General features: G+C 64.3%; 23 protein-coding genes, 1 tRNA gene and 1 pseudogene. 10 read left to right on the top strand and 15 right to left on the bottom strand.

Annotated features, from left to right (window positions below):
• A pseudogene (locus tag ACG2LG_RS18720) lies at positions 1–267 on the top strand (hypothetical protein); the annotation flags it as partial.
• 58 nt (positions 268–325) lie between these two features.
• Here the strand turns inward: ACG2LG_RS18720 and ACG2LG_RS18715 are convergent.
• The 5 genes from ACG2LG_RS18715 to dnaK form a co-directional block, all read right to left on the bottom strand.
• Complete coding sequence (locus ACG2LG_RS18715) at positions 326–1,105, bottom strand: glycerophosphodiester phosphodiesterase (RefSeq protein WP_396261581.1); 780 nt, start codon at positions 1,103–1,105, stop codon at positions 326–328.
• 88 nt (positions 1,106–1,193) lie between these two features.
• Complete coding sequence (locus ACG2LG_RS18710; RefSeq protein WP_396261579.1) at positions 1,194–1,697, bottom strand: hypothetical protein; 504 nt, start codon at positions 1,695–1,697, stop codon at positions 1,194–1,196.
• A 177-nt stretch (positions 1,698–1,874) separates the two neighbouring features.
• Positions 1,875–3,506 (bottom strand): chaperonin GroEL, encoded by a 1,632-nt coding sequence (gene groL / locus ACG2LG_RS18705; protein WP_396261577.1) that lies wholly within the window; start codon positions 3,504–3,506, stop codon positions 1,875–1,877.
• Between the two features lie 38 nt (positions 3,507–3,544).
• A complete protein-coding gene (groES, locus tag ACG2LG_RS18700; protein WP_396261576.1) occupies positions 3,545–3,835 on the bottom strand; it encodes a co-chaperone GroES in 291 nt (96 codons plus the stop codon).
• 72 nt (positions 3,836–3,907) lie between these two features.
• Positions 3,908–5,848, bottom strand: coding sequence for a molecular chaperone DnaK (dnaK, locus tag ACG2LG_RS18695; RefSeq protein WP_396261575.1), 1,941 nt, complete (start codon positions 5,846–5,848; stop codon positions 3,908–3,910).
• Positions 5,849–6,283: 435 nt separating this feature from the next.
• On the opposite strand from dnaK, the gene ACG2LG_RS18690 reads away from it, so the two are divergent.
• The 3 genes from ACG2LG_RS18690 to ACG2LG_RS18680 all read left to right on the top strand — a co-directional run bounded on the left by ACG2LG_RS18690 (position 6,284) and on the right by ACG2LG_RS18680 (position 8,026).
• Positions 6,284–6,373, top strand: a tRNA-Ser gene (locus tag ACG2LG_RS18690).
• 106 nt (positions 6,374–6,479) lie between these two features.
• Positions 6,480–7,823, top strand: coding sequence for a tyrosine recombinase XerC (gene xerC / locus ACG2LG_RS18685; RefSeq protein ID WP_396261574.1), 1,344 nt, complete (start codon positions 6,480–6,482; stop codon positions 7,821–7,823).
• Positions 7,820–8,026 (top strand): helix-turn-helix domain-containing protein, encoded by a 207-nt coding sequence (locus tag ACG2LG_RS18680; RefSeq protein WP_396261572.1) that lies wholly within the window; start codon positions 7,820–7,822, stop codon positions 8,024–8,026. Before xerC ends, ACG2LG_RS18680 begins: the two co-directional genes overlap by 4 nt.
• Positions 8,027–8,098: 72 nt before the next feature.
• Here the strand turns inward: ACG2LG_RS18680 and ACG2LG_RS18675 are convergent, their stop codons facing one another.
• Complete coding sequence (locus ACG2LG_RS18675) at positions 8,099–8,290, bottom strand: hypothetical protein (protein ID WP_396261570.1); 192 nt, start codon at positions 8,288–8,290, stop codon at positions 8,099–8,101.
• A 52-nt stretch (positions 8,291–8,342) separates the two neighbouring features.
• Here ACG2LG_RS18675 and ACG2LG_RS18670 point away from each other — a divergent pair, with 52 nt between their 5' ends.
• Positions 8,343–8,549 (top strand): helix-turn-helix transcriptional regulator, encoded by a 207-nt coding sequence (locus ACG2LG_RS18670; protein WP_396261569.1) that lies wholly within the window; start codon positions 8,343–8,345, stop codon positions 8,547–8,549.
• A gap of 1 nt (position 8,550) precedes the next feature.
• Here ACG2LG_RS18670 and ACG2LG_RS18665 read toward each other — a convergent pair whose 3' ends face one another.
• Genes ACG2LG_RS18665 through ACG2LG_RS18640 form a run of 6 tightly spaced genes read right to left on the bottom strand, consistent with a single transcriptional unit; the run spans position 8,551 to position 11,488 of the window.
• Entirely contained in the window at positions 8,551–8,739 is a 189-nt protein-coding gene (locus tag ACG2LG_RS18665) for a hypothetical protein (protein ID WP_396261567.1), read from the bottom strand.
• A 26-nt stretch (positions 8,740–8,765) separates the two neighbouring features.
• A complete protein-coding gene (locus ACG2LG_RS18660; RefSeq protein ID WP_396261566.1) occupies positions 8,766–8,969 on the bottom strand; it encodes a hypothetical protein in 204 nt (67 codons plus the stop codon).
• Positions 8,969–9,220 carry a hypothetical protein gene (locus tag ACG2LG_RS18655; protein WP_396261564.1) on the bottom strand — a complete coding sequence of 84 codons (252 nt, stop codon included), beginning with the start codon at positions 9,218–9,220 and terminating at the stop codon, positions 8,969–8,971. The genes ACG2LG_RS18660 and ACG2LG_RS18655 overlap by 1 nt, the downstream gene beginning before the upstream one ends.
• A gap of 18 nt (positions 9,221–9,238) precedes the next feature.
• Complete coding sequence (locus tag ACG2LG_RS18650; protein ID WP_396261563.1) at positions 9,239–10,657, bottom strand: hypothetical protein; 1,419 nt, start codon at positions 10,655–10,657, stop codon at positions 9,239–9,241.
• A gap of 25 nt (positions 10,658–10,682) precedes the next feature.
• Positions 10,683–11,183, bottom strand: a complete 501-nt coding sequence (locus ACG2LG_RS18645) for a hypothetical protein (protein WP_396261561.1) — start codon at positions 11,181–11,183, stop codon at positions 10,683–10,685.
• Between the two features lie 2 nt (positions 11,184–11,185).
• The gene (locus ACG2LG_RS18640) at positions 11,186–11,488 is read right to left on the bottom strand and encodes a hypothetical protein (RefSeq protein WP_396261560.1); all 303 of its coding nucleotides are present in this window, start codon (positions 11,486–11,488) and stop codon (positions 11,186–11,188) included.
• A gap of 494 nt (positions 11,489–11,982) precedes the next feature.
• Here ACG2LG_RS18640 and ACG2LG_RS18635 point away from each other — a divergent pair, with 494 nt between their 5' ends.
• Both ACG2LG_RS18635 and ACG2LG_RS18630 read left to right on the top strand, forming a co-directional pair.
• The gene (locus tag ACG2LG_RS18635; protein ID WP_396261559.1) at positions 11,983–13,131 is read left to right on the top strand and encodes a hypothetical protein; all 1,149 of its coding nucleotides are present in this window, start codon (positions 11,983–11,985) and stop codon (positions 13,129–13,131) included.
• Complete coding sequence (locus ACG2LG_RS18630; protein WP_396261558.1) at positions 13,103–14,149, top strand: hypothetical protein; 1,047 nt, start codon at positions 13,103–13,105, stop codon at positions 14,147–14,149. The genes ACG2LG_RS18635 and ACG2LG_RS18630 overlap by 29 nt, the downstream gene beginning before the upstream one ends.
• Before the next feature lie 140 nt (positions 14,150–14,289).
• Here the strand turns inward: ACG2LG_RS18630 and ACG2LG_RS18625 are convergent, their stop codons facing one another.
• The 3 genes from ACG2LG_RS18625 to ACG2LG_RS18615 are packed head-to-tail and all read right to left on the bottom strand — an operon-like array spanning position 14,290 to position 20,154.
• Positions 14,290–14,955 carry a hypothetical protein gene (locus ACG2LG_RS18625; protein ID WP_396261556.1) on the bottom strand — a complete coding sequence of 222 codons (666 nt, stop codon included), beginning with the start codon at positions 14,953–14,955 and terminating at the stop codon, positions 14,290–14,292.
• Entirely contained in the window at positions 14,952–18,506 is a 3,555-nt protein-coding gene (locus ACG2LG_RS18620) for a hypothetical protein (RefSeq protein WP_396261554.1), read from the bottom strand. Before ACG2LG_RS18620 ends, ACG2LG_RS18625 begins: the two co-directional genes overlap by 4 nt.
• A 22-nt stretch (positions 18,507–18,528) precedes the next feature.
• A complete protein-coding gene (locus tag ACG2LG_RS18615) occupies positions 18,529–20,154 on the bottom strand; it encodes a hypothetical protein (protein WP_396261553.1) in 1,626 nt (541 codons plus the stop codon).
• A 168-nt stretch (positions 20,155–20,322) separates the two neighbouring features.
• Between ACG2LG_RS18615 and ACG2LG_RS18610 the strand changes: the two genes are divergently transcribed.
• From ACG2LG_RS18610 to ACG2LG_RS18600, 3 genes are all read left to right on the top strand, one after another.
• Positions 20,323–21,495 (top strand): substrate-binding domain-containing protein, encoded by a 1,173-nt coding sequence (locus tag ACG2LG_RS18610; protein ID WP_396261551.1) that lies wholly within the window; start codon positions 20,323–20,325, stop codon positions 21,493–21,495.
• 107 nt (positions 21,496–21,602) lie between these two features.
• The gene (locus ACG2LG_RS18605; protein ID WP_396261549.1) at positions 21,603–24,788 is read left to right on the top strand and encodes a DUF6288 domain-containing protein; all 3,186 of its coding nucleotides are present in this window, start codon (positions 21,603–21,605) and stop codon (positions 24,786–24,788) included.
• 49 nt (positions 24,789–24,837) lie between these two features.
• Positions 24,838–26,457 (top strand): sugar porter family MFS transporter, encoded by a 1,620-nt coding sequence (locus ACG2LG_RS18600; RefSeq protein WP_396261547.1) that lies wholly within the window; start codon positions 24,838–24,840, stop codon positions 26,455–26,457.
• The last annotated feature ends 2 nt before the right edge of the window (positions 26,458–26,459 follow it).

Here is a 26,459-nt window from a genome sequence, read left to right as displayed (position 1 = left end):
GCCGCGCAGATCGGCAAGATGATCCGCGACCACTGGAGCGTGGAGAACCTCAACCACTGGAAACGCGACGCGACCTGCTGGCGGGAGGACCGGGCACCGAAAAGGAACCCGAGAGGAGCCCGCAACCTGGCCCTGATGCGCAACGCCCTGCTGGCGGTCATCCCGTTTGAGGACTTCGAATCCCTCAATGACGCCTTCGATCACCACCGCGACCACCGCCAAAAATCAGTGAACACCATCAATATGGCACAACCCATCCAATCATAGCCTGCCAAGCAAACGCCCTAAGCTTCGGGCTGCCATCGATTCGATGGGCCTCCGGGTCCTACTCCAGCCACGGAGTCTGCTTTCGGAGGGCGGCGGGGCGGTCGGTGGTGATGAAATCGACACCCAGTGCGGCGACGCGGGCGGCCGTTTTTGGATCGTTCACGGTCCAGCATGCGATCTGGAGTCCGTCGGCTTTCAGCGACGAGACAAGACGACGGTCGATCCTGGATTGGTGGCTGAATTGGAGCCCGGTGGCGGCGATGTCGACCAATTGCTTCCGCAGGGCCACCTCATTGCCGGGGTCTTCCATGCCGTCGAGCTTGGAGAGGAAGTGGGCCTGGAAGCGGGGGATCATCTTCCGGCACGATTGGATGACGGCCGGGTTGAAGGAAATGATGACGACCTGATCCGGGTCAGCGCTCGTGAGTTCCGTCTGAAGATGGGGCACGATCTCCGGGCCGCATTTGACCTCGAGGAAGAACCATTTGTCTTCCGGAAGGATCGCCAGCACCTCCCCGAGCAGGGGAATGCGCTCGCCCGCGAATTCCGGGCTTTTCCACGAGCCGACATCAAGACTCCGGAGGTCGGCGGCGTTGGTCCGGGCGACCACGAGATTCCGGTTTGAGACCCGTTGGGTATCCTTGTCGTGAATGCAGACGATCCTGCCGTCCTTGCTCAGCATGAAATCGCCCTCGATGCCATCCGCGCCCTGCGCCCATGCCAACCGGAAGGCCGCGAGGGTATTCTCCGGGGCGTCACCCGATGCGCCGCGATGGGCGATCAAGGCCGGGTTCGCATGAAGAAGGGTCGAAAGGAGAAGGAAAGCCAGCAAGCGCATCGGCACGAGCCTGACGGCCCGCGGGCCGGATGCAAATCCCGCAGTGGACGAGGGGTCGACCGGGGTGGGGGGCGTCCGAGCCCGGGTTCTACTGCCCGGCTTCCTCCTGCGGCCCCAGCTTGCTGTTGCTGTCCGACAGCGAGAGCCACGCGGCGTCGTCGAAGTCATCCGGCAGGTCCCGCACCGCGTGCTGGAAGATTTCCTCGAGGTCGATGAGGTCCAGATGGATCTTCTCTCCACCCACGTCGCCCGGTTCCAGTTTGGTGCTGCCGCCAAAGAGACTGACCCCGATTTTCTCACTGCTGAGGAGAATGCCATAGCGGTTGTAAAGCCGGACCACGTACTTCGGAAAGAGTCCCTTGTCGGTCTCATTCCGGTAGCTGACCGTCAGGTGCTCGGGTTTGACGACGAAGAGCTTGATCACTTCGCCCCCGATGGTCGCCTCACCGTCCTTCACCTTGAAGAAGGCTTCGTCAGACGCTGCAGGTGCTTCCGTGAGGGGTTCGAGCGGGAACTCCCCGGCCACGGAGTGGGGAATGCTCCAGGCAATCGAAGCGGCGCTGATGAGGCTCGGGAGTGATCGAATATTCATGGTTTCACGGGATTGTCCGCATCATGAACGCACTTGGTTTCGGGACCAATGACAAACCCGGGCGCAGTTTGGAAGGCGGGCCACGGAACGCTGCGGCTTGGGTACGAAAAAGCCGGGCAGCGTTGGCTGCCCGGCTTGGATTTCTGAAGAGCGGCAGGGATGCCGCTTCTCCGATATTTACATCATGCCGCCCATGCCACCCATGCCGTGGTCATGACCGTGGCCACCACCGGCCTCTTCCTTCTCGGGAAGATCGGTGACGATGCACTCGGTGGTCAACAGGAGGCCGGCGATCGAGGCGGCGTTCTGCAGGGCGGAACGGGTCACCTTGGTCGGGTCGACCACGCCGGAGGCGATGAGGTCTTCGTAGGTGTCGGTGGCCACGTTGTAGCCCTCGGCACCGCCCTTGACCCGCTCGACGATGAGCGCGCCCTCGCGGCCGGCATTGGCGGCCAGCTGGCGGAGCGGGGACTCGACGGCCTTGGCGACGATGCCGGCGCCGGTGAGCTCGTCACCGGTGAGGGTGAGCTCGCCAACCAGTGCCTGGGCGCGGATGAGGGCCGTGCCACCGCCGGGAACGATGCCTTCTTCCACCGCAGCGCGGGTGGCGTGAAGGGCGTCCTCGACGCGGGCCTTCTTCTCCTTCATCTCGGTCTCGGTGGCGGCACCGACGTTGATCACGGCCACACCGCCGGCGAGCTTGGCAAGACGCTCCTGCAGCTTCTCGCGGTCGTAGTCGCTGGTGGTCTCCTCGATCTGGCGGCGGATCTGGTTGACCCGGCCGCTGATGGCGTCGGACGTGCCGGCACCTTCGACGATGGTGGTGTCTTCCTTCGAGATCGTGACGCGCTTGGCTTCACCCAGGTCCTCGAGGCCGACGGAGTCGAGCTTGATGCCGAGGTCCTCGGTGATGACCTTGCCACCGGTGAGGATCGCGATGTCCTCGAGCATGGCCTTGCGGCGGTCGCCGAAGCCCGGGGCCTTGACGGCCGCGATGTTCAGGATGCCGCGGAGCTTGTTGACCACGAGGGTCGCGAGCGCCTCGCCTTCGACGTCCTCGGCAATGACGAGGAGCGGGCGGGAGGTCTTCGCCACCTTCTCAAGCAGCGGAAGCATGTCCTTGAGGTTCGAGATCTTCTTCTCGTGGATGAGGATGTAGGCGTTCTCGAGATTCGTCTCCATGCTCTCGGCATCGGTGACGAAGTAGGGCGAGAGATAGCCCTTGTCGAACTGCATGCCCTCCACCACGTCGAGGGTGGTTTCGATGCCCTTGGCTTCCTCCACGGTGATGGTGCCGTCCTTGCCGACCTTGTCCATCGCCTCGGCGATGATGTTGCCGATCTCGGTGTCCCAGTTGGCGGACACGGTGGCGACCTGGGCGATCTCCTTGGCCTCGGAAACCTCCTTGGAGATCTCCGCAAGCTTGGCGACGATGGCCTCGGTGGCCTTCATGATGCCGCGCTGGAGCGAGATCGGGTTGGCACCCGCGGTCACGTTGCGGAGGCCTTCCTTGTAGATCGCCTCGGCGAGCACGGTGGCGGTGGTGGTGCCGTCACCGGCGATATCCGAGGTCTTGCTCGAAACCTCGCGGATGAGCTGGGCGCCCATGTTCTCGTAGGCGTCCTCGAGTTCGATCTCCTTGGCGACCGAAACACCGTCCTTGGTGATGGTCGGGGAACCGAACTTCTTGTCGAGGATCACGTTGCGACCGGCCGGCCCCAGCGTGGCCTTGACGGCCTTGGCGAGTTTTTCGACCCCGCGCAGCAGCGCGTGACGGGCGTTTTCGTCGAATTGCAGTTGTTTAGCCATGTTTGTTGGATGGTTAGAATGTTGGTGTTAGGGGGTGCTCAGGAAACGATGCCGAGGATGTCGGACTCGGAGAGGATGAGCATGTCCTGTCCGTCGATCTTGACGTCGGTGCCGCCGTACTTGGAGATGAGCACCTTGTCACCGACCTTGACGGTGAACTCGATGGTGTTGCCGTTGTCGTCCTTGCCGCCCGTTCCGAGCGCGACGACTTCAGCTTCCTGGGGCTTCTCCTTGGCGGTGTCGGGAAGAACGATGCCTCCGGCGGAGACGTCTTCGGCTTCGAGCCGCTTCACGAGAACGCGCGATCCGATGGGTTGGATGTTGGCCATGTTGTTGTTTCTGGTTGTTGGTTGGTTGTCTTGGTTGAGAGGCCGGCCCACCGGGGGTGGGCCGGAGAGGGGTCAGTCCTTGTCCACGACTTCGGCGTCGACGACCTTGCCTTTGGCAGGCTTCGGCTCGGAGGACTCCGGCGAATCGCCTTCGGGCGTCGAAGCGGCGGACTCGGGCATCGGGCCGGAACCGCCGGCGGCCTGCTGGGCGGCCTGCGCGGCGTTGTAAAGGTCCTGCAGGGCGGATTCGAGGGTTGCGGTGGTGTCCTTGATCTTGTCGAGGTCGTCGCCCTTGAGCGCGTCCTTGACCGCATCCACCTTGCCCTGGATCCCCGACTTGATTTCGTCGGGAGCTCCCTCGGGCAGTTCCTCCATCTGCTTCTCGACCTGGAAGACGAGCTGCTCGGCCTTGTTCTTGGTGTCCACGGCCTCGACGCGCTTCTTGTCTTCGTCGGCGTGCGCCTCGGCGTCCTTCTTGGCCTGCTCGATTTCCTCGTCGGAAAGACCGGAAGAGCCCTGGATGGAGATCTTCTGCTCCTTGCCGGACTGTTTGTCCTTGGCGGAGACGTGGAGGATCCCGTTGGCGTCGATGTCGAAGGTCACCTCGATCTGGGGCTCCCCGCGGCGGGCGGCGGCGATGCCATCGAGGCGGAAGTTTCCGAGCAGCTTGTTGTCGCTGAACATCGGGCGCTCGCCCTGGCAGATGCGGATGTCCACGGCCGGCTGGTTGTCCGACGCGGTCGAGAAGATCTGCGACTTCTTCGCCGGGATCGTGGTGTTGCGCTCGATCATCGGCGTGGCGCGTGAGCCTTCCGTTTCGATGGAAAGCGTCAGCGGGGTCACGTCGAGGAGCAGCACGTCCTTCACATCACCCTGCAGCACCCCACCCTGGATGGAGGCGCCGATGGCGACGACCTCGTCGGGGTTCACGCCGCGGTGCGGCTCCTTGCCGGCCAGCTCCTTGGCGACCGCGATGACCCGGGGCATGCGGGTCATGCCGCCGACCAGCACCAGTTCGTCGATGTCCGACGAACTCACGCCCGCCTCCTTGAGGCAGTCGGTCACCGGCTTTTTGGTGCGTTCGAAGAGGCTGTCGGTGAGCTGCTCCAGCTTCGAACGGCTCAGCGAGATCTGAATGTGTTTCGGCCCGTTCTGGTCGGCCGTGATGAAGGGGAGGTTGATGTCGTAGGACTGGGAGGATGAGAGGGCGATCTTTGCCTTCTCCGCCTCTTCCTTGATTCGTTGCAGGGCATCGGGCTGGCCGCTGAGGTCGACTCCCTGGTCCTTCTTGAACTCGTCGACGATCCACTTGATGAGTGCGTTGTCCCAGTCGTCACCGCCGAGTTGCGTGTCACCATCGGTTGCCATCACCTCGAAGACGCCGTCACCGATCTCGAGGACCGAGATGTCGAAGGTGCCGCCGCCGAGGTCGTAAACCGCGATCTTCTCGTCCGACTTCTTGTCGAGGCCGTAGGCGAGGGCGGCGGCGGTCGGCTCGTTGATGATGCGTTTCACCTCGAGGCCGGCGATTTCACCGGCGGCCTTGGTCGCGTTCCGTTGCGAGTCGTTGAAGTAGGCGGGGACGGTGATCACCGCGGCGGTGATGGTTTCGCCGAGCTTCGATTCGGCATCGGCCTTGAGCTTGCCGAGGACCATTGCCGAGATTTCCTGGGGCGAATACACCTTGGTTTCGCCGCCGACCTCGACCTCGATGTGGGCGTCGCCGTTGGAAGCCTCGACGATCTTGTAGGGCATGGCCTTGTCGGCCTCCGAAAGCTCGGAGAACTTGCGGCCGATCAGGCGCTTGGCGGAGAAAATCGTGTTCTGCGGGTTGGTCACGGCCTGGCGTTTGGCAGCCTGACCGACGAGGCGCTCACCGGACTTGGTGAATGCGACAACGGAAGGCGTCGTGCGAGCGCCTTCGGAGTTTTCGAGCACCACCGGCTCGCCGCCTTCCATGACGGCCATGCAGGAGTTGGTGGTGCCGAGGTCGATACCGAGGATTTTGGACATGGGATTGAGAGTGTTTGTTGGTTGGAATTCAGCGCCCCATGGGGACACGTGTTGATGCCGACCAACTCGCAGGCGGCGTGCCATCGCCTGATTTTGTGTCTTAAGTCGCTCTTAATCAGTTAATAAGAGTTTCTTCATTGAAAATGGAGCAATCGATTAGGGCAGCAAAAGAGACAGGCTGACGCACTTTAAGGGAGTCAGAGTGACACGCTGCGCACTTGGGAGGGCGGCGGCTTGCCTTGGCTGGGCGGCAAGCCGCTGCGTGTTCCGTGTGGGGTCAGGCACGGGGTGAATCCGTTATGTCCGAACTTTCGGTGGTCGGGCTTGGTAGGGAGGGTCGACCGGCACGCCATCGCGTAGAAATGGCGTTTGGACGGGGCCACTCCAAAAGTATTGCCAAGGGGGAGGGTGGTTCCTAGGGTGCGCGCCCCAGCAGGACAGGTGTCAGAGTGGTCGAATGAGCACGCTTGGAAAGCGTGTGTGGCTGAAAGGTCACCGTGGGTTCGAATCCCACCCTGTCCGCCATTACAGATCAGAGAAGCCTGCTGATGACGCAACGCTCTCTAAATCAGCAACTTGTGAATCTGAGCCGGAAAAGCGCGACAGCTTTCCACAAAGAATTCCACACAAGTTGACTCGAAAGCCCGGGTCGATGGCCCGGAAGAAGAAACGCCGCAACAAGATCGTCGAGATCGGCAACGGTCCCGCGACGGTCAGGATCTACACGGTCAACCGCTCCAATGGCTACCCCCACCACACGGTGGCCTGGAAGGAAGGTGGCAGGCGACGGACACGGATCTTCGCCTCGATGGACGAGGCTCGGATGATCGCCCAGCAGACGAGCGTCCGACTGACGAACGGCGCGAGTGCCGTCGACGAGGTCACCAAGCGCGACATCGAATTGCTCCGCCACTGCGAGCAGACGGCCGAGCGCCACGGAGTGACCTTGGCGGCCGCCATCGAGGAATGGTCGAGCGCTCGGAAGCTCGCGGGAAGCTCAGCCCTCTCCGATGCCGTCCGGTTCTACCAGGCGAACCGGCTCGACCTCCTGCCGGCCAAGCCGATAGCCGAGGTCGTCGAGGAGTTCATCACCTCCCGCCGTGCCCGCGGGGTGACGGATGCCTATGTCGCGAGGTCCAAGGATTACCTGAAGCGCTTCACCGGCCAGGTGAGCGGCAATATCGGGGACGTGAGCGTGAGCGACATCAATGGCTTCCTCCAGGCGCAGGACTCGCTCGGGCCGACGACCAAGAACGCCCTGCGGACCTGCCTGGTGACGATGTTCGGATTCGCCAAGCGCCAGGGATACCTCCACCCCGACCGCAAGACGGCCGCGGAGCAGACCGAGAAGTTCAAGGTGCCGGAAAAGGACATCGAGATCTTCACGCCCGAGGAGATGGAGCGCCTGCTTCTGACCTCCCATGCCCGCATCCTGCCGCTCATGGCCATCGGTGCTTTCGCCGGCATCCGCTCGACGGAGATCCGCAAGCTCGACTGGTCGGACATCAAGTGGGACCGCGGGCACATCGAGATCTCCGGGAGGATCGCCAAGACGCGGGCGCGCCGCCTGGTGCCGCTGACGGACAACCTCAAGGCATGGCTGGCACCGGTGAAGCGGGACACCGGCCCGGTGATCGAAATGGCCGACCCGTCCGGCACGCTGGGCGATGTCGCCGTGAAGGCACAGATCCCTGGCGGATGGCGTCAGAATGCCCTCAGACATTCGTTCATCAGCTACCGGGTGGCAGAGACCGGGGATGTCGCCCGGACCTCTCTGGAGGCTGGCAACTCGCCGAAGGTCGTATTCCGCCACTACCGGGAGGTCGTGACCGAGGACGAGGCCAAGGCGTGGTTCTCGATTCTGCCGCCGGAGGGATGGCAGCCACCGCAGATCCCGATCCCGGTAAGTGCGCGGATCGCGAAGTTGGTCGAGGAGCGCAACCGGCGGAATCTTGACACCGACCGGGAGGCATGAAGACCAAGGATCCCGAGCCCGTCTATCTGAAGAAGGCCGAACTCGCCCGTCGCCTGTCGGTGAGTCCCCGCACGATCGAGGAGTGGTCCCAGAAGCGGATCATCCCGCACATCGCAATCAACTCGCGACTGAACCTCTACAACTTCGACGAGGTGCTGGAAGTGCTGGAGACACGCTACAAGGTCGCGGCGATCCAGAAGTAGGCCTGCAACAAGAAGCTCCCGGAAGGAGCGATCCATCCGGGGGCTTTTCGTTCGACCACGGAAAGGCCCGGGTCAGGCCTTGAAGCTCTGGTTCACCTTGCCGTCATCGAGCAGGTCGCCGATGCGGTTCACGGTGTCCTTGAGCAGGGACGCGGCGGCGAAGATCACCACGCCGACCTTCGGGTCGACGAACGGCAGGGTGTCGAGGGCCGCGACGAAGCCGGCGAGCTTGCCGACATAGCTGAGATACTTGAGCGCTTTCATGGCGCCCCTGTCAGGGTGTCAACGGAGGCAGTTTCTGCCAACATGAGGAGCCATGAATGAGATGCCATTACTCAGACGCCCACAGGTCGCAGAGCTGCTCAACGTCAGCATAAGGACCGTCGACTACCTCCTAGCCGCTGGCGAACTTCCATGCATTCGCATCGGCAGATCGGTCCGTGTTCGACGAAGCGCAGTCGAGTTCTTCGTAGAAGCTCGTGAGACACGTCACTGGGAGCGACGAAGAAGACGCCGGTCGTAGGCTACCTTCTCCTGAGTTTCCGGACCATCGCGACGAGCGACATCACACCCACCGCGAGGCCGACAACGAGCGAGGCAATCCGCAGGTGCCACTCGATCTGCTCCTGAAAGGACGTGATGACTCCGATCACCGGAGACGCGGTCCCGATGATGCCCTTGAAGGCGAACTCGATGTCGAATGGTGGACGCATCGTCCCTGTGCGCCTGTCAACGAACGTCACGAAGCCTTGAGTCCATCCGCAGGATTCTGGGACTGCGGCTTCTGTCGCGTCGCATCGATCACGGTGCCCACGAGCCGGGCGTGCTGCTGCATGGCAGCATGGACGCGGGCCCGCTCTAGTTCGGTGAGCCGGAGATCCCCGATCTCGGTGCCAAGGTGCGCCAGGGATTGCTGGAGCTGAGCGATCAGTTGAGGATTCATTAGGCTCCCGTGATGGTTTCGACTTCAGCCTGATCCGTCGCGCGTTCCTGCTGGCGCTTGGCCCGCAGCATGTCTCCCCGCAGCCGGGGCATGAGGTAGTTGTCCACGAAGTGCTGCTTGAGCGTGAGAGGATTCGAGATCGTCTGGCCGGGATTCGCCGGGTCCCGGACCTGGTCCTGGTAGCGGATCGCGTCCTTGATGAGCGGCACCTTGCTGGTGGGGATGTCGAGGGTGATGGTTACTTGGGGCATCGTGTGAGGTGGTTGAGGTTAAGAGGCGGCGGTGACGATCCCGTCCACAACGGTGATGCTGGAAACCGCTCCGGTGAAATTGGCTCCGGGGTTTCCATCCGTGGCGACGATTCCACCGCCGACGGAGCTCAGGTTGAATGCATACGACGTGTTGAGAGCGATGTCTCCGTAGGAGCCCAACTCGACGGCAGAGCCATTGAAGTAGAGCCAGCCGTCGGAATAGGCGTAGCCAATCCAAAGAGTGTAGCCGTTCAGTGCTACTTCGTTGCCGAACTCGATGGCGTAGGAGCTGAAGTAGATCGCAGTGTTGCCGTACTCGTCATACAGGGTGCGGTAGTAGTCGAGCATCGGGGTGCCTCCGTCGTCATTGAGGTAGCCGACGCCCGCCTGATAGACGTTGCCGATCGAGTAGCCGTTACAGTCCACATCGGAACCCATGTAGATGCTGCCACCGAAGGCGTTGAGGCTAAGTTGATTATTGGAATCGATCGAAAGATTCCCGCTGGAATCCCAGATCGCGTGTTGGTTGCCTGACCCGAGGAAGATGAAGTAGGAGCCCATGCGGATCGCAGCGTTCGCATCCCATTCCCCGACTCCACTCGCGTAGGACCAAGGGCCATTCGCCAGGTCGTTATAGTTCCCGGACGTTGCGACCGCATGTAGCCCGATCCCGGAAATTGCCGCGGAGATCAAGGCGCCCACCTCGGCGGCATCGAGCGTCGATTCGATCCAGACGGCGGCTCCCTCCGACGCGTCGACGCACCGATAGGCCTCGCCGCTGGCCGTGTCGATCCAGAGCGAGCCAATCGCGTAGCCCTCCGTCTCGTCGTTCCCTGCAGCCGGAGCGGTCGTGCCATCGAGCTTGTCGATCGGGATTCCGATGTTCTCCCGTGCCTGAGCCTGCTGCGTCGGAGTGAGCGTCTGGACGTGACCATGGGCGACCCAGTCGTCGTCGGGAGTCGGCAGCTCGACCGGTGCTCCCTCGGTTCCGCGGTTCACGTCATTCTCGACGATGACCAAGAAGGTGCGCGTAGAGGTGGGGTCACCAGATCCTTCCCGCCAGGTGATCTCGCCCATGAGCGTGATTTCGGAAAGCTCCGAGCCGGTGGGTGAGCCGACCTGCATGGCCGCGTCGAGTTCCGCCGTATTGAAGGAGGGTGAGCAGACGTAGGACGGGTCCACGGCGCCGGCTTCGGGAAGCGTCCAGTCGGAGGTGTGGACGAGGTAGCCGACATCGTAGCGGGCCCGTGGTTTCGCCCCGAACCGGATTTCGAGGGTAGCGGGGTCCCCAATCTCGGTTGGGGTTGTTCCAGCCGTCAGGAACGCCACTTCCAGCTTGGCGGCGTCCCCGCGCTTGAAGCGCAGCGAGGTGACAGGGTTGCGGAATCCCGGACCCTCGATCAGTTGCAGCGTCTCAAGATCGACGTAGAGCCTCACGCTCCCGGTGCCCTGTCAACCGGCCTCACTGGATCGCGACCACCTTAGCCTTCCACCACACGTCGTTGTTGGCGATGGCGTCGTCGGTCGAGCCGTCGATCTCGATGATGTTTCCGCAGGGGCGGTCCGGCAGGTTGATCACCACGTTGAATGGTCCGACCGCGACCTTGCCCCACGGGTCGGCGTCGGTGACCTCGATGCTCTCGTGGTAGAACTCACGCGCTCCGTTGAGCCGAACCTCCAGCCAGTCGTATCCGGTATTGAGTATCTCGATCTCGCCCCAGACTTCCAGCACGACCTGGGTGCCGCAGCACACGCCGAAGACGACCGTGCCACTGACCGGTTGCTCGCTCTCGGCGCTCGGATTCGACTCCGAATCTCCGTAGACCGCAGCCCGGTAGATCTCCCACTCGTTCGGGCCGATGGCGTTGGCCGCGTCGATCAGGATCTCGGTGGTGCGCCGGGTGACCGGGTCGCAGCACATTTCGATGCCCTCGACGGTGATGGGTGCGATGAGGTGGGCCATGGTCAGGGAACGACGACGAATTTCCGGGTCTCGGGATACCCGTTCACGCAGACCTTGAACTCTTCGACCTTGAGCGTGGTTTCGCCGGGGGTGGTGACCAGGCCATCCTGCCAGCGGGCCAGTTCGGAGGTGGTGCCGTCATCGTCGAGCAGGATCGCGCCATCGACGCTGTTGCCGACGACGCGGATCGTCTCGGGGAGCGGGTCGCCGGGGTTGGCCGCCTCGCATTCGACCTGGATCTGCGGCCGGGCGATCTTGCCCCGGCGGATCGCCAGGGCACCATTCGGAGCGGGATTCGTGTTCATCTCGGGATCGCGGCGGCTGTCAATCGCCCGCCGTCACCCGCTCCGGGGGACATGTCCCGAAATCGGGACGCGTCCGGCCGCAATCCCTTGATCTTCCAAGGGAAAATTCTTCCCGATGTCCCGAGATCCAAATCGGGACATGTCCCGAAATGGGCGATCCATGTCCCGAAATCGGGTCCTCCGTGTCCCGAAATGCCGTCTCGGTGTCCCGAAATCGGGAATCCATGTCCCGATTTGGCCCGGCGGTGTCCCAAAGTCGGGACCTCCAGTGTCCCACTGGGGGAGGGGGTTGACGTCCCGTTGCTGAAGATCTCGAAACCCGAAGGAAGACGGAGATGTTGCGGTCGGAAGGAGCACCCTCCACGACAGGTTGTTACCGCTGATCTTTTTTGAAAATTTGGATTTGCTGGTCCGCGTAGAATCAATATTTGGGACCGCGCGAGGCAATTCTATGCCTCATATTGATAGCCTCGCGAAAAACTCCCCTTACCACCATGCCCACGATCCGGCTCCCCCGCCTCATCAAGCCCGGCGTTCTGGCCAACATGAATCGGTCCAGCGTGCGGGATCTCCTGTCGCCCTTCACCCGCTACTTCGAGAGCCGGGGTGTCCCGCTCGGCGCGGTCGAGGACGAGAATTTCGACCTCACCCGGCTCTTCGAGGTGCTCGCCTCGCCGATCGAGTCGACCCCGCCCGAGCTGGTCGAGCGGCTCGAACTGCTGGACCTGATCGCCGAGACCCAGAGCGCCCTGAACTTCGAGACCGAGTTCCACGATCTCGTGAAGCGCCTGCGGCACGACAAGGACACCACGGCCGACCTTGCGGTGAAGATCCTGATCCACGCTCCGGACATCGCATGGCGGGAATTCGACCGCCGTGCGCTCCAGAAGCCGCGCTCGCTGGTCTCGTTCCGGGTCGCCGAGGAACTGCCGTTCCGCGGCATCAGCGAGGCACGGATCGAGGAGTTCCGGTCGATCGTCGCGCCATGGTTCGATGGCAACGCCCGCAGCGGAGTCTGCCGGGTCCACCACCGGCAGAAGCCCGGCGGAATCGCATTCGTCATCCGGCACGGCGACATGCTCAAGCGGTTCGACGTCCTCGACGAGGAGGGGAACTCCGCCAGTCGGATCCTGCGACCCGAAGCGGTCGATGTCGCCCACTTCCGGGAAATGGCCGGCGAATGGCAGGTGTCCGGGATCGGCACCAAGGTCCAGGCGCTCTACCGCGAGGCGTTCGGGCTTGTGTTCCACGGCTCGCGGACCGCCCTGGCGCCGGCCCAGCGCTACTCGCTCGAACCACTCCGTGAGGGGCCGTCGGTCCTCGCCTGCGACCTCGCCGGGCCGGTCCAGTGGGCCAACCTCGCGTCGCTCAAGCTGGAACTCCCGGGCGGCCAGCGGGTGACCATCGACCGCCGGGTCTTCGAGGGGCTCGACGCCCTGAACGTGGCGCTCCTCCCAACCGCGGGGCTCCTTGAGGCGTGCATCGACCTGAAACTCGCCGGCCGCCGGTCGCTCGTGAAACTGAAGATCAGCCCCGAACGCGACACGATCAACGGCCCGGCCGGCATCCCGGCGGTCGAGGCCTGGCTCATCAACCGCGGATTCGCCACCGGCCATGACGACGCGCTTCTGGCGAGTGCTTGAACGCCTCGGGGCCTCCGGCAGCGCCGTCCGCGACTGGAAGGGGGCGCTGGGCGGTGACTGGGAGGGTGCGCGGGCCTTCCTCCGCGCCGTTCCCGGCACCGCCGAGACGGTTGCCGCGCCGAACGGCCGGGGCTCCCGAATGCTCGTCGTCAGCGACGGCGAGGCCGCCTACCTCGGAATCGACGACGACGTCGAGGCGTTCCGCGAGCCGGTGCCGCTGACCGCGGACGAGGTGACCGGCCTTCGACCCGACTGGACCGCCATCAGCCGGGAACTCGGCACCCGGCTCGGCTTCGTCGCCGAGACGTGGGAATCCGACGGCCAGACCCGCCAGATCGGGATCGCCCAGCGCGGCTCCGACCTGCCGCGGCCGGTCGTCCTCCATCTGCCCGCCGGCCACCTCGGCGATATGCCCCGTCTGCTTCGCGACCTCGGCCGCCGCGACGACACGATCGTCCTGCTCCCATCGGCGACCTGGCTGACCCCGGATGTCCAGAATCTCCAGCGCCGCAATCGCCTGACGTTCATCACCTTGGCCGAGCACTTCGAGGCAACCGCCGGCGGTCGGCCCGCCTTCCCGATCTCGACCGCGATGCAGGCCGGGGCGTCGGGTTCAGTCAAACGCCGGCGACCAACCCTCCACCCGCAACCCGGCTGGCGCTGGGACATGGTCCGGATCGAAGTCGCCTCAGGCGGCCGGCTGATCCTCTCCTGCGACGGCCAGCGAAATGAGTTCCGGTTCCCGAAAACCAGCAAGAAGGTCCACTCCCACGGCTACGCGATCATGATGCACCTCGCCGTGAACCAGGAGTGGCGGAACCCGCCGAGCGACGCCACCGATCACGACAAGGTCCGGACCCAGTTCCGCCGACTGGGCCGTCTGCTCACCGACCTGGTGCCACTCCCCGGCAAGCCGTTCCGCCGCCACCGCGGGCGTTTCCTGCCGGTCTTTCGACTGGTTTTGGATCGGGACTTGGCCGAACACGTTGCTGACGCAAAGTGGAGGAGGCGGGCCTGACGCGTGACCCGCCAGCTTCAGCTTGCAACACTCGTGACTTCGTAGACACTGCACGATTCGATGCTGCCGGCGATGACGACGCAGAGGTCGATCGCCTCGCAGGATTCGCCAGGAGCAATTGGAAGGAGCCGATGCGGCCCTTACAATCGCTCGGATACGCTGTGAAACACAAGGTGCCGGCTGCGCGGGGAGATGTAGGCGAAGAGATACTTGCGGAAGCGCGGGTCGCAGGGCCAGTTCTCGGTGCTGGCCAGCTTCCATTCCCCGTCCTTTTTCAGGCTGATCAGCACGGGCAGGCTGACGGCGTCGGCGCTGCGGGGGCCGCGCAGGAGGCCGGTTTTGCCGGAGGCGACGAAAAGGGGGGCTCCATCGCCGAGCTTGATGGCGAGTTCGGTGCGGGTTGCATTGACGATGTAGCGGTCGCCGCCGCGAATCCGGGTCGATGGAGCGTGCACCTTGACCACATGATAGGTGTCGTCCTTGGGGAAGAAGATCAGCAGGAGGTCCTTTCGTTCCGCTTCGGCGAGAGAAAGCGTGATTTCGGGTTTCTCTGCGTCGCCGCGCCAGAAATCGAGAAACCGGCCATCGCGCAGCGGGGCCTGGTGGGGGCCGGCGATGTAGGTGAGCGGGACTTCGACCTCGACCCGGCTGTCGGTCGAGCCGACGCGGAACGTGGGCGACGGCCGGTCAGCGGGATCAAAGCGCGTGACCCGGAATTCGGCCGTGGCTCCGCCATTGCTTCCGTCCTGGCCCGCCGCGGGCGGGGAAACCGCCAACAGCAGCGCGATGGCAGCGGCGCGCATCATGTCGCGACCTCCCCGGCTTCGATTTCGCCCTGCGGGATCCAACGGAACGATTTCACCACGAAGCGGCGGCCGAACGACCTGTTCACGTCGGAGGTCAGCTCCGCATGCGGCGTGATCGCCTCATCCGCCGGATCCAGGTAGTCCGGCACCCGCTGCACGACGGCCTCGCACCAGGCGCGGGCCAGGATCCTCTGCCCGTCGGGCGAGCGGGCCTCGCCGTATGCGCGGACCAGGAAAGTGTCCGAGCGGGCGTTGATGATCGGCGCGATCGGCGTCAGGATGTCGGCCTGGGAGATGTACGCGGGAGTTCCCTGGTAGCGCGGACCGAGGGCGGCCTCCTCGAACCTGTAGTTGGCGGCGTGTTGCGGTTGGTTGATGTCGGCTGCCGAGATCGTCTCGGCGCGGTAGTTCTTGTTGATCTCGACGTCGGGATCCTCGAGCGCGGCCTGGAGGGCGCCGTAGCGGGCGAGATCCGGATCGTCGTCGGTGAGCCGGCGGTTTACGAACTCCCCCAGCGACCGGAAGGGGCCGCGCTTCTTGACCTGCTCGACGATCGCGCGGGCGAGTTGGCCGACTTCATCTGCGGTGAGTTCGCGATACCCCAGCCAGCGATCTTCTTCGGAGCCCGCGGCGGCCTTGTTGTCGGCGGGGCCGCCGATCGGAGTGCCGAAGCGCGAGACCACGAAGCGCGCCCGCTCCCGCGCGGCGAGGCCGCCCTGGGACATTGTCACCGGGCGCTTCATATGGCTCGAGGCGAGCATGACTGTCCAGGCCGGAACCGAGGTCGAGTTGATGTTGAACCCGCCGGTCGCCATGAGGTGCCCAGCGGCCCGCAGGTGCGCGTCGGCGGTGATTCCTCCCTGCTCCGAGACCAGCGAGTTAAGCGCCGTTTCGTTGTCCATGCCGCCGAGGTGGGCGCGGTAGGCGGCGTTGGGCAGCGGCCGCGAGCCGTCGAAGAATTGCCGCACCACCGTCCGGAGCGGGCGCTCCGAGCCGTATCCGCGGAAGACTTCGCCCCGCTGCGCCGCCATCGAGGAGAAGAAATACTCGTCAAACAGGAGGTGATTGGCGGCGTAGCTGCGGTCGATCACGGCGGACGGTGCCGAGTTGATGACATAGTCGGCGTTGGTGAACCATGTCCAGTCGGGATACATGGTACCGGCGATGTCGCCGCCCTCCCAGGCAAAGTACTGACCGAGATAAAACGGGAATGAATTTTCCTTGATGGCGTCCGGTTCAAGCCCGGGCAGCGCGTAGGAGTTTCCGATCGCGTAGTTCTGGAAGTAGTAGTTGTTCCAATTGAGCGCTTCGATCGGGTATTGCGGCAGGTTCTGGAGCTGCGCCAGCGAGGTGAGCGGAGCGAGGGGGATGTCCTGAGCCACGATCACGCTGCGGCCGGCCGGTCCGTTGCTGGGGCCGAAAAACGGCTTGTTCTGAATCAGCCCCTCGATGCCATTGATCTGCTCGAAAGTGACGTTGAATGGGTGCGCGTAGAAGGTGGTGGCCGCGTCCACACCCCGGGAGCGGTGCTTGCTGGTCGATGTCGCCGCCGCGTAGGGGTGGGTCGGGATGTTGTGGAGCCAGGTCTTGTTCGGCAATTGCACCTCGTCGAGCGTCTTCAGGCGCAGGTCGAGATGCAGGAACGGGGCCGGCGCGTCGACCAGCTCGGCGAGGCTCCGGCTCGGGAAATTGTTCTCCGAGATGAAGTCGGCCACGGGGTTGCCCTGGTCGACTTCGCGGCGCCAGCAGACCTGGCTGCAGAACATCTGTTGGCGGAGCCGTTCGGGGTGCCCCCGGTGCACGGCTTTGTTTTCACAGCGGAACCCGAAGGTGGTCTGGAACTGGCTGTATGAGTTCAGACTCGTATTCCAGCTCGAGCCCTTGGTTTCGATCGAGATGCGGTCGTTCGGGCTGGCGCTGATCGTGCCCAGGAAACGCTCCTGGCCGACATGGTCCGGCGGCAACCATGGCTGCAGGCCGACGACCATGTCGTGCGCATGGAATTCTCCGCTTTCCGACTTCACGTAGGTGAGCAACTTGGCTTCACCCGGGCCGAAGCGGATCCCCGGCGTCCCGGCATCGCCGAAACGCATCTCCATGTTGCCATGCGGCCAGCCCCAGTTGTAGTTGCCGTTGCGACAGCCGTCGCCGCTCAGGTTGATCTTCTGGCTCCCCTTGTAGAGCGTGTGTTCGAGGGGCATGGTATGCAGGAATACGCTCCATTGTTCGACTTCGAGTCCCACGCTGTACGGATTCCACAAGATCAGCACGGGGTAGCTGTACAGGTAGAGGCCGTAGGTCTTCTCACCCTTCCCCTGGCCGGGTTCGTTCCGCTGCCGCACGCCGAATGAGATCAGCATCTGCATGCGCACCAGCAGCGGCTGGAGGCGCATCACGTTCGAGTTCCAGGTCGGGTTGCGGGTCCGGTCGAGCGGGGCGTAGTTTCGCATTGCGACCAGCGGGAAGTCCGCCGATGTCCCGATCTGCCGGCGATGCATGTTGTACCAGTGGTGGAGGAACTTCCAGCACAGGACGTCGTAGTCCTTCGGATTGCTGAGGGCGATGTCGCGATTCGGTCCACGTGGCCCGGTCGGGGGGCTGCTCTTGCCTTCCGGCCAGCCCCAGCCCTCGAGCCAATCGATGTCATCCCGTTCGAGGAACAGGCTCAGGTCCTTGCGCAACGAGCCGTTGGTCACGTTGGCGAGGACGCTTTCCGAGTATGGCGTGAGGTCGTGGAAGAACTCCTGCGGGGAGGTGCCGGCGGACGCCGCGAGGTCCAACAGCGGGCGGGTGATGACCTTGTCCGAGGTCCCGGTGTTCGACGGGAAGTCCGCGAAGTCGATCAGGGCCTGGATCCCGTGGGCACCCGGGGTGGCGAAGCTCGCCAGCAAGTCCGCCACCTCGGCCGAATCGTCGCGGTCGAGGTCATCCCGCGCCCCAAAATGGCCCTTGCAGTTCTCGTCTCCCACCCACCAGGCGTAGGCGCCGCCTTGCGTCCGCACTCTGCCGGCGTAAACCCCGCCGTCCGCCGCGCCGGCGTCAGGGCGGATCGGCGGGTTGGCGACCAGCACCGGGTCGCTGAGCTTGCCCGACTTCGCGAAAGCGAACTGCTCGACCCCGTTCGGATTCTCGTCGGACACCAGCCAGCGCCGGAACGGAGCCTGACGGTCGTAGCTCGGCGGATCCCCGAGCGCCTCCGCCCTTGCCGCCCAGACCCCGGTCAGATGCGGGTATTTCACCCCGTCCACGGTTTCGGTTTCCGGGGAACTGTCCAAGATGGCTGCCGGGGCGGTGATGTTGTCGTCCCTGCCGACCGATCGCTGGAGTTCGCCGATTGCCAGCAACATGGCCAACCGGGCGTTGGCCTGCGCCTCAGTCCGTGCCGCATCCTGTGCGGTGCCCCGAAGCGCAAGCGCGGACAGGCTCAGCAACCCCACGCTCAGCACCATCAGCAACACCATCAGTGAAACCGTAACGACCAGAGCGAAGCCGCTCTCCGTAGGTCGCGGCAATCGTCTCGGCGGATCTCGATAGGTCGCGTTGCGCGTCATTATGAAGCAAATACACAAGTGATCACGGCCGGTTGCTGCTGAAGGTGACCCGATCAAAATCGACCTCGAATTCCCCCGGTCCGGCGCTTTCCGGGTCCTCGCCGCGGCTCAACAGGCGCACCGCGAGCGGCTGCCCGACCAAGCCGGCATCCCCCGGATCGTAGGTGTAGAAGACGGTCGAGCCGACGAACGTCCCGGAGGTTGGCGACTGCGTGTTGTCATCCACGGCGATCACGGTGCCGCCGGCAAGCAGTTCGACCCGGTAACCCGGCCAGCCGAAGCCATTCGGGCGGCCCACCATGAAGGCGACCTCGTAGCTGGTGTTCGCCGCGAAGCTGGCGCCAAGGGTCTGGGAAAGCCCGAATGCTTTGTCCGGCGGGGTGGTGATGTAACTGCAGTAGGCGTACCCCACGTTCTCGCCGCCGCCGGGCGCCAGGGACGGGTAGTCGGTGGTGGTTGGGTTCCAGGTGCGGACGTCGGCGGTGACGACCATGTCCGGATTGTAGACGTCCCACGGCAGACCAAGGTTGGCGATCTCACCATCGTCGATCACCGGACTTTCGAAGCTGCCGTTGCGCAACGGCGCATCCCTTTCGATCACGGCGAAGAAGCGGCGGGAGTCGCCGCCGCCGGGGATGCCGGTCAGCGTGTTGGTCGGCGGGTCGGCGGCGAGGCTCGAGCGGCCGTCCCACACCGGCCAGGCGAGCGGAGGGTCGGTGAGGCCGGTGCTGCTCACCAGGTCGTAGACTTTGTTCTCGCGGCTGTTCCAACTAAAGTCATAGAGCCCACTGTTCCGGCTGATCGTCAGTCGCAGCGGTGCCGACTGGGAGACGACAGTCAGCGTGCCGCCGTCGTCGGTGAAGTAGCCGCCGAGGCCCAGACCGGTCAGCGCGGCGGCGTCGTAGGTTCCCGGATCGAGCGTGGTGCCTCCGAACTTGGCCGAGGTGACACTCACGTTGTTGTGCAGTCTGTAGGCATGGTTGCCGTCGACCTGCACTTCCAGACCGAACGAAGCCGTTTCGACGTCGCTGCCGAACAGGAGTTTCTGGGTGTCCGATACCAGGAACGTGCCGGTGAACCCGGAGAAATCGTCAACCGCGAAGGTCACGCCTGAACTCGATGATCCGGGAGCGACGCCCTGACCGAATATGGGAATGATCTCGATCGTTCCGGTGCCGGTCATTCTGTTGAAGTCGATCCGGAAGCCCGATCCGCCTTCCACGCCCGCCTTGCCGCCGACCGCCGTGATCATGAGCGTGTCGCCATACACAGCGGGCCCGTTGGATTTGAGTCCCCCGCCGTTGAGGGTGACGTCTTGAACAATCGCGTCGCCCCCGGTATCGCCCCGGACCATCAACAACGCGATGTCAGTGTCGCTGAGTTTGTCGAACCGGGTGGTTCCACCATGCCATGTGCCACCGAAAAAATTCGCCACGGCCCCGCCCTGGATGACCCAGGTGTCCGTGTTGCCCGCGGCGGGAGGATAGCTTCCGGGCGCGTTGCCCGGGCCGGTCGGGTTGTCGTCCCAGTCGGTGTAGCCCGCGATGTTCCCGATGCTGCCGGTGGTCTGGTTGGTGTAGTAAGTCGCAGCGTTGGCCGTGGCGGCGAACAGGGCCAGCGGCAACAGTGCGGTCAGTGGCCTCTTCATTCGATCATGCGAGATTCTCATCGTGCACTGGCGGTACCGGTGATTCGGGATCAACCAAGGCCAAGCTTGGACGCCGACCGTGCTCCGGCCAACCCCAATTGCTTACGCGCTCACGACAAAAGTTTACGGATCCTCGACAGCCCCGCCGGCTTGTGCTAATCGGAGCTCATGGCTCGGAGGAAGCGCATTGCAATCGTCATCGACCTGGGGTTCGCGGTGAACCATCATCACCAGACCTTTGCGGGCATCAAGGCCTACGCCGAGGAGCAGGGTTGGGTGTATGACCTGTGGCCCCATGCCCCGCGGGAGCTGCTGACCCGAAAGAGAAAGAGGACCTACGATGGAATCGTCGGGCGCATCACGCCGGGGATCGCGGCGGCGGCGCGGCGGGCGAAGGTGCCGGTGATCAACACCTGGATCAGTTCCCCCGTCAAGGACGTGCCCTCGGTGGCGCCGGATTACCGTGAGTCCGGCCGGATGGCGGTCAGGCACCTGGTGGCGCGCGGGTTCGTCCGGTTTGCCTTCCTCGGTTACCGCAGGGTGCGGTTTTCCTCGCAGGTGCGGGACGGTTTCGAGGCGGCGGCCCGCGATGCGGGATGCTCGACCACAAGTCTCCTTGTCCGGCACGCCTTCTACTACAACTCCGCGGAATGGGACACTGCCTATCAGGCGATGGAAGCCTGGATTGGGAAGTGGGACCTGCCAATGGGAGTGGTTGTCACCGAGGACATCTCGGCGCGCTATCTTGTCGGTGTGGTCGAGCGGCTCGGGCTGCGGGTGCCCGAGGACGTGGCCATCATCGCCCCGGACAACAACACCCTGATTTGCCAGGGGCTCGAGCCCACCCTGTCGAGCATCGACCTCGGCCACGACCGGGTCGGCTACCGCGCGGCGCAACTGCTCGACGACCTGATGCGCCAACGGAAGTTGGCCGAGCCGCAGGTGATGCTGCCGCCGGCGGTGCTGCACCCGCGCCGCTCGACCGACCACTTCGCCGTGGCCGACCCGCTGGTGAGTCAGGCGCTGCGCTTCATCACCGAGGAGGGGCACCGGCCGATCAAGGTGAAGGACGTGGTGGCGCGGGTTCCCGCCTCGGTCCGGACGCTCGAGCGCCGCTTCCGCGCGGTCCGCGGCAGGGCGATCAACGACGAGATCCGGCGCCTGCGGATCGAGCGGGTCAGGCGGTTGCTGGTCGAGTCGGATGCGTCGCTCAAGGAGGTGGCGGCGGAGTGCGGGTTTCCGAACCCGCAGCGACTGTGCGAGGCGTTCCGGCGCGAGTACGGGACATCTCCGGGCGCTTACCGGGAGCAGGCGGCAAGCGAGGGGATTCGAGGTGCGTGAGCGCGGTTCTCCGGGGAAGATGTGACGCATTTGCAGAAAAATCTGGCGGCAATGCGTAAGCAAGGGCCCTTGCGTTCGCACCTACGGCGGGTCCAGATTCGTGGCGTATGAAACGAATGGCACTGTTGCATCGCGGGCCGTTGCTCCGAAGCTTCGCGCTGGCCGCCGTGATTCTGACCCTTCCGGGAGCGACCTCCGGCGGCGACGAAGGGGACAGCCATTACGACGAGCACCAGGTCTATCAGTTGCGCCCCCGTCCGGATCTTGAATCCCCCTTCGGGCACGTCGGTGCCACGGGCTTGATCCTGCGGATCTTCCCGGGCGTGGTTCTCAAGGTCGAGGACACGATGCCCGGATCGCCGGCGGCGGGGAAGTTCAAGACGGACGAGATCATCACCGCGATCAACGGTGTCACCCTGAAGGGCAGGAACCCTTTCGTGGCGATCGGCGATGTGCTCACCAAGTCCGAGGCCACCGACGGCAAGGTGGTCTTCGACGTCAGCTCCGCGGATGGCGAAATCAAGCGCAAGGAAACCGTGGACATCCCGGTGCTGGGCACCTACGGCAAGAGTTGGCCGATCGACTGCGAGAAGTCGCGCAAGATCGTCGAGCAGGCCGCCGAGTTCTATGCAGACTCGCAGAAGTTCGACCAGGAAGGGATTCCCGGCGCGTTGGCGTGCCTGTTCCTGTTGTCGACGGGCGACGACCAATACCTGCCGCATGTGAAGGAATACTTCGACCGATTTCCCGAAGACGTGAACGGAATCGGCGACCACACCTGGAACAACGGCTACAACGGGATCGCCTGCGGCGAATATTACCTGCGCAGCGGCGACAAGTCGGTGCTGCCGATCCTCCAGTACTACTGCGACGACGCGAAGAAACGCCAGAAGTTCGGCTCCGGCTGGACCCATTGGGGAAATCGAGCGGTTCCCGGTTATGTCGAGGGCGGGCTCCTCAACGCGGCCGGGGCACAGGTCCTGACCACCCTGCTGCTGGGCAAGGAGTGCGGCTTGAAGGTCGATGACGAGACGTTGCTGGGAGCGCTGCGCATGTTCTATCGCTTCGCCGGCCGCGGCACGGTCCCCTACGGCGACCACCGCGGCGAGGGTGGGCTCGGCTCGAACGGCAAGGACGGCATGATAGCCGCCGCCATGCAGATCGCCACCCACGCAACGGGTGATGTGACGATTTACAAGGAAGCCCGCGACCACCTCGCCTATTCCATGCTCACCAGCTACCCGGTGCTGGTGGTCGGGCACGGCGACGAGGGCCGCGGTGACGGCATCTGGCGCAGCCTCATCAGTTCCTATCTGATGGACAGGAAGCCCGACCTCTACCGCCGGACCATGGACCGGCTCACCTGGTGGCACGATCTGAGCCGCGAGCCCGGCGGCAGCATCGGGATCGGCGCCCTCCACTGGGAATATGGCAAGGTCGGCTCGTCCGGCGCCGGCGTGGGACTCTCCTACACGGCGCCCAGGCGGACGCTGCGCATCACCGGCGCGCCGCGCTCGAAGTTTTCGCACGACTTCACGCTGCCGGAGCACCTGTGGGGCACCGAGGCGGACCGGGCCTTCCTCTCGATCGAGCACAACCCGAAGTACTACGAGTATGGCAAGGAGGAACCAATCCACGTTCCCTTCTGGCAACTGGGCGGCGCCTATCACAAGGCGAAGGGCGATGTCGCCAAGCTCCCGCGTGAAGTGCTGCTCAAGAACGTCCATCACGCGCGCTACATGATCCGCGCCCAGGCAGCCAAGGCATTGCGCCGGGCCGGCGCCCTCGACGAACTGGAGAGACTCTTGCGCGATCCGGACCCGCGCGTGCGCCGGGCGGCGCTCGACGGCCTGATCGACTGGAACTACTACTTCGGGACCGGCCCCGAACCGATCTCGACCGAACATTTTTCACCCGCGATGCTCGAGGCCATCCGGAAAATGTTGTCGGACTCCGAAGAATCCTGGTGGGTGGTCGACGGCGCGCTGAGAGCGCTGAAGTTCGCGCCGGTCGAGGATCTCAAAGCCTGCTACCCGCTCATCAAGCCATGGACCGACCACTCGGATTGGTGGCTGCGCGAAGCGGCCTTCATGGGTCTCTCGGGACTCGAGCGGGACGACCAACTCTACGTGAAGATCCTGCCGAAGATGATGGAGCTCTACACGGCGGAATACCACACCCAGCCACGGAACCGGATGCTTCGGCACCTCCGTGACGCCCTGGGCCGCAAGGGCAAGGCCAGCCCCGCCGGCAAACTGATCCTCACGGGGCTCAAGGAGGCCGTCGAGGACAGCGAGATCAAGCCGGGGACGCGCGCCGCCGAGGGCGCCTACAACGTCAACGAGGTGGCCAGGTTCTGCCTGCAGACCGATCCGACAACCGCCCTGCCGATCGCCCACATGATCCGTGAACGCTTTGATGCATTCGACACCGGGGACCTCATCGAACTGGTGGCGACCCCGAATTCGATTCGCGAACGACAGTCGCTCGGCCTCTGCACCGCGCTCGACAAACTGGACGCGCAGGCACGCAGGGAACTGACCGCGCTTCTTGCCAACGTCTATCGTCGCGAGCTCATCAAGCGCCTGAAGGAAGACCTCGGGGTGAGCGGATCGCTCAAGAGCGTGAAGCCGGACCTCGGTGCACTCCGGAAGTATGGCGAGAACGGGCCGTTGCTCGATGCCGTCCTCGATCTCACCAGGCTCGACAGGTCGCTCGACGGCTGGACCCCGGTGGGCGAGCCGAAGCCCGCGGACCGCGTCTGGCGGTTCACTTCATTCGACCCGCAGCGCGAGCAGGACCGGTTGCACCCGCGCGAAAAGAAGCGCTTCCGTGATCTCCAACTGCCCGGCGAACTGAAGGGCTGGTATTCCATCGACTACGATGCCGGCAAGTGGCGCGAGGGCCGCGCCCCGATCGGCAAGGGCGAATGCCGCGGCTGGGACAACGAGTCCTTCGAGAATCGCTCCGAATGGGGCGACGGCGAGTTTCTGGTGATGCGCACCACCTTCGAGGTCGATGACCTCGATGACGATGTCTACCGCCTCAACGTCCTGGCCAGGCAGGGATACAGCGTCTATCTGAACGGCCACCTGATCCACACCTATCCCTGGTGGAAGGATATTCCGCATTATCGCTCCATTCTGCTGGGCTCCGGCGAGGTCGCGCACCTGCGCAAGGGCGCCAACGTGCTGGCCGCCTATGGCAACGTCGAATACGACGACAAGACCGGGGAGCCGCGCGGACAGATGGATTTGTTCATTGAAGGCCTGAAGATGGCGGACTTGGAGTAGTGCCGGCCGCGGTGCGGCGAAACGAACCAAGACCCGAGACGAAACGCTGATGAACACATCCCATCCCATGCATACCCGCTTGATCTTATGGTCCATCACGGCCGCGCTGGCCGGCTTCCTGTTCGGTTTCGACACGATCGTCATTTCGGGTGCCGAGGAGACCTTCCAGCGCTTGTGGCAACTTGACGCCCGGATGCACGGGCTGGCGACCGGGATGGCGCTGTGGGGCACGGTGATCGGCGCCATCTTCGGCGGCATCCCCGCAGAGCGCTACGGCCGCCGCAGGACGCTGATCTGGGTGGGCGTGCTCTACTTCATATCCGCCGTCGGCTCGGGCCTCGCGCCCGAGGTGGTCACCTTCATGATCGCGCGCTTCATCGGCGGGCTCGGCGTCGGCGCGGCCACCGTGGCCGCCCCGATGTTCATCTCCGAGATCGCGCCGCCGGGATCGCGCGGCAGGCTGGCCGGCATGTTTCAGTTCAACATCGTGTTCGGTATCCTGGTCGCACTGGTCTCGAACTGGGCCTTCGGCAAGGTCATGGACATGGACGTCGCCTGGCGGTGGATGCTGGGCATCGAGGCGGTTCCGGCGCTGATCTACACGCTGCTGTCGTTCGGCCTGCCGGAGAGCCCGCGCTGGCTGATCGTGCATGCCGGCAAGCGCAAGGAAGGCGCCGCCGTCTTCCAACAGATCAATCCGGAGGCCGGCGACGAACAGATCGAGCGACTGGTCGCCGAGGTGGCGGAAACCACCCGCGGCACCGCGAAGACCACCGGCTTCCTCACCCGCCGCCTGCGTGTGCCGATCCTGCTTGCCATCCTGATCGCCACCTTCAACCAGTTCTCGGGGATCAACGCGGTGTTCTACTTCGCGCCGCGCCTGCTGGGCCTCGCCGGGGTCGATGACCCGCTCAAGGCATCGATTGCGCTCGGCCTCACCAACCTGATCTTCACGTTCATCGGACTGTGGCTGATCGACAAGATCGGCCGCCGGGCTCTGCTCTACATCGGCTCGTTCGGCTACATCGTCTCGCTCGCCATCGCCAGCTACACCTTCCTGAGCACCCCGACGCTCAAGGTGGCCTCGCTCGCCGGCGACTTGGCCGCCGATGCCGGAACGCTGGTCAAGGTCGAGGCAGGCGCCCGCTTCATGAGCCCGGAGGACCGCGTGGAGTTCGACCAGGGATACGCGAAGAAGAAGGCCGCCTTGGCGGAGATCAGCAAGGCCGACTGGTATGAGGGCCCGCAAGTCGTGATTCCCTCCGGGGCCAGCCCGCAGGACGTGGCCGGGATCGCCGCCGCCGCCAAGGCCAAGGCCGGCGAACTGCTGGGCGCCACCGGAACCATCGTGCTGGCAGCCCTGATGGCCTTCATCGCCGCCCACGCCATCGGCCAGGGGGCGGTGATCTGGGTGTTCATCTCCGAGATCTTCCCCAACGACCACCGCGCCGCGGGCCAGGCGCTCGGCAGCGCAACCCACTGGGTCTGGGCGGCCGCCATCACCACCGTGTTCCCAGTCGTGATCGGCGCGGTCGGGCCGGGGTTCCTGTTCGGCTTCTTCTGTTTCATGATGGTCCTGCAACTCCTCTGGGTCCGCTTGATGGTCCCCGAAACCAAGAACGTCCCGCTCGAGGCATTGGCGAAGAAGCTGGGAATGGAAGGGGATTGAAT

The sequence above is a fragment of the Haloferula sp. A504 genome, from assembly GCF_044385805.1.
In the GTDB taxonomy this organism is placed as follows: Bacteria; Verrucomicrobiota; Verrucomicrobiia; order Verrucomicrobiales; family Akkermansiaceae; genus Haloferula.
Note: the sequence above shows the minus strand (reverse complement) of the source record. Positions and strands in the feature narration are given on the sequence as shown.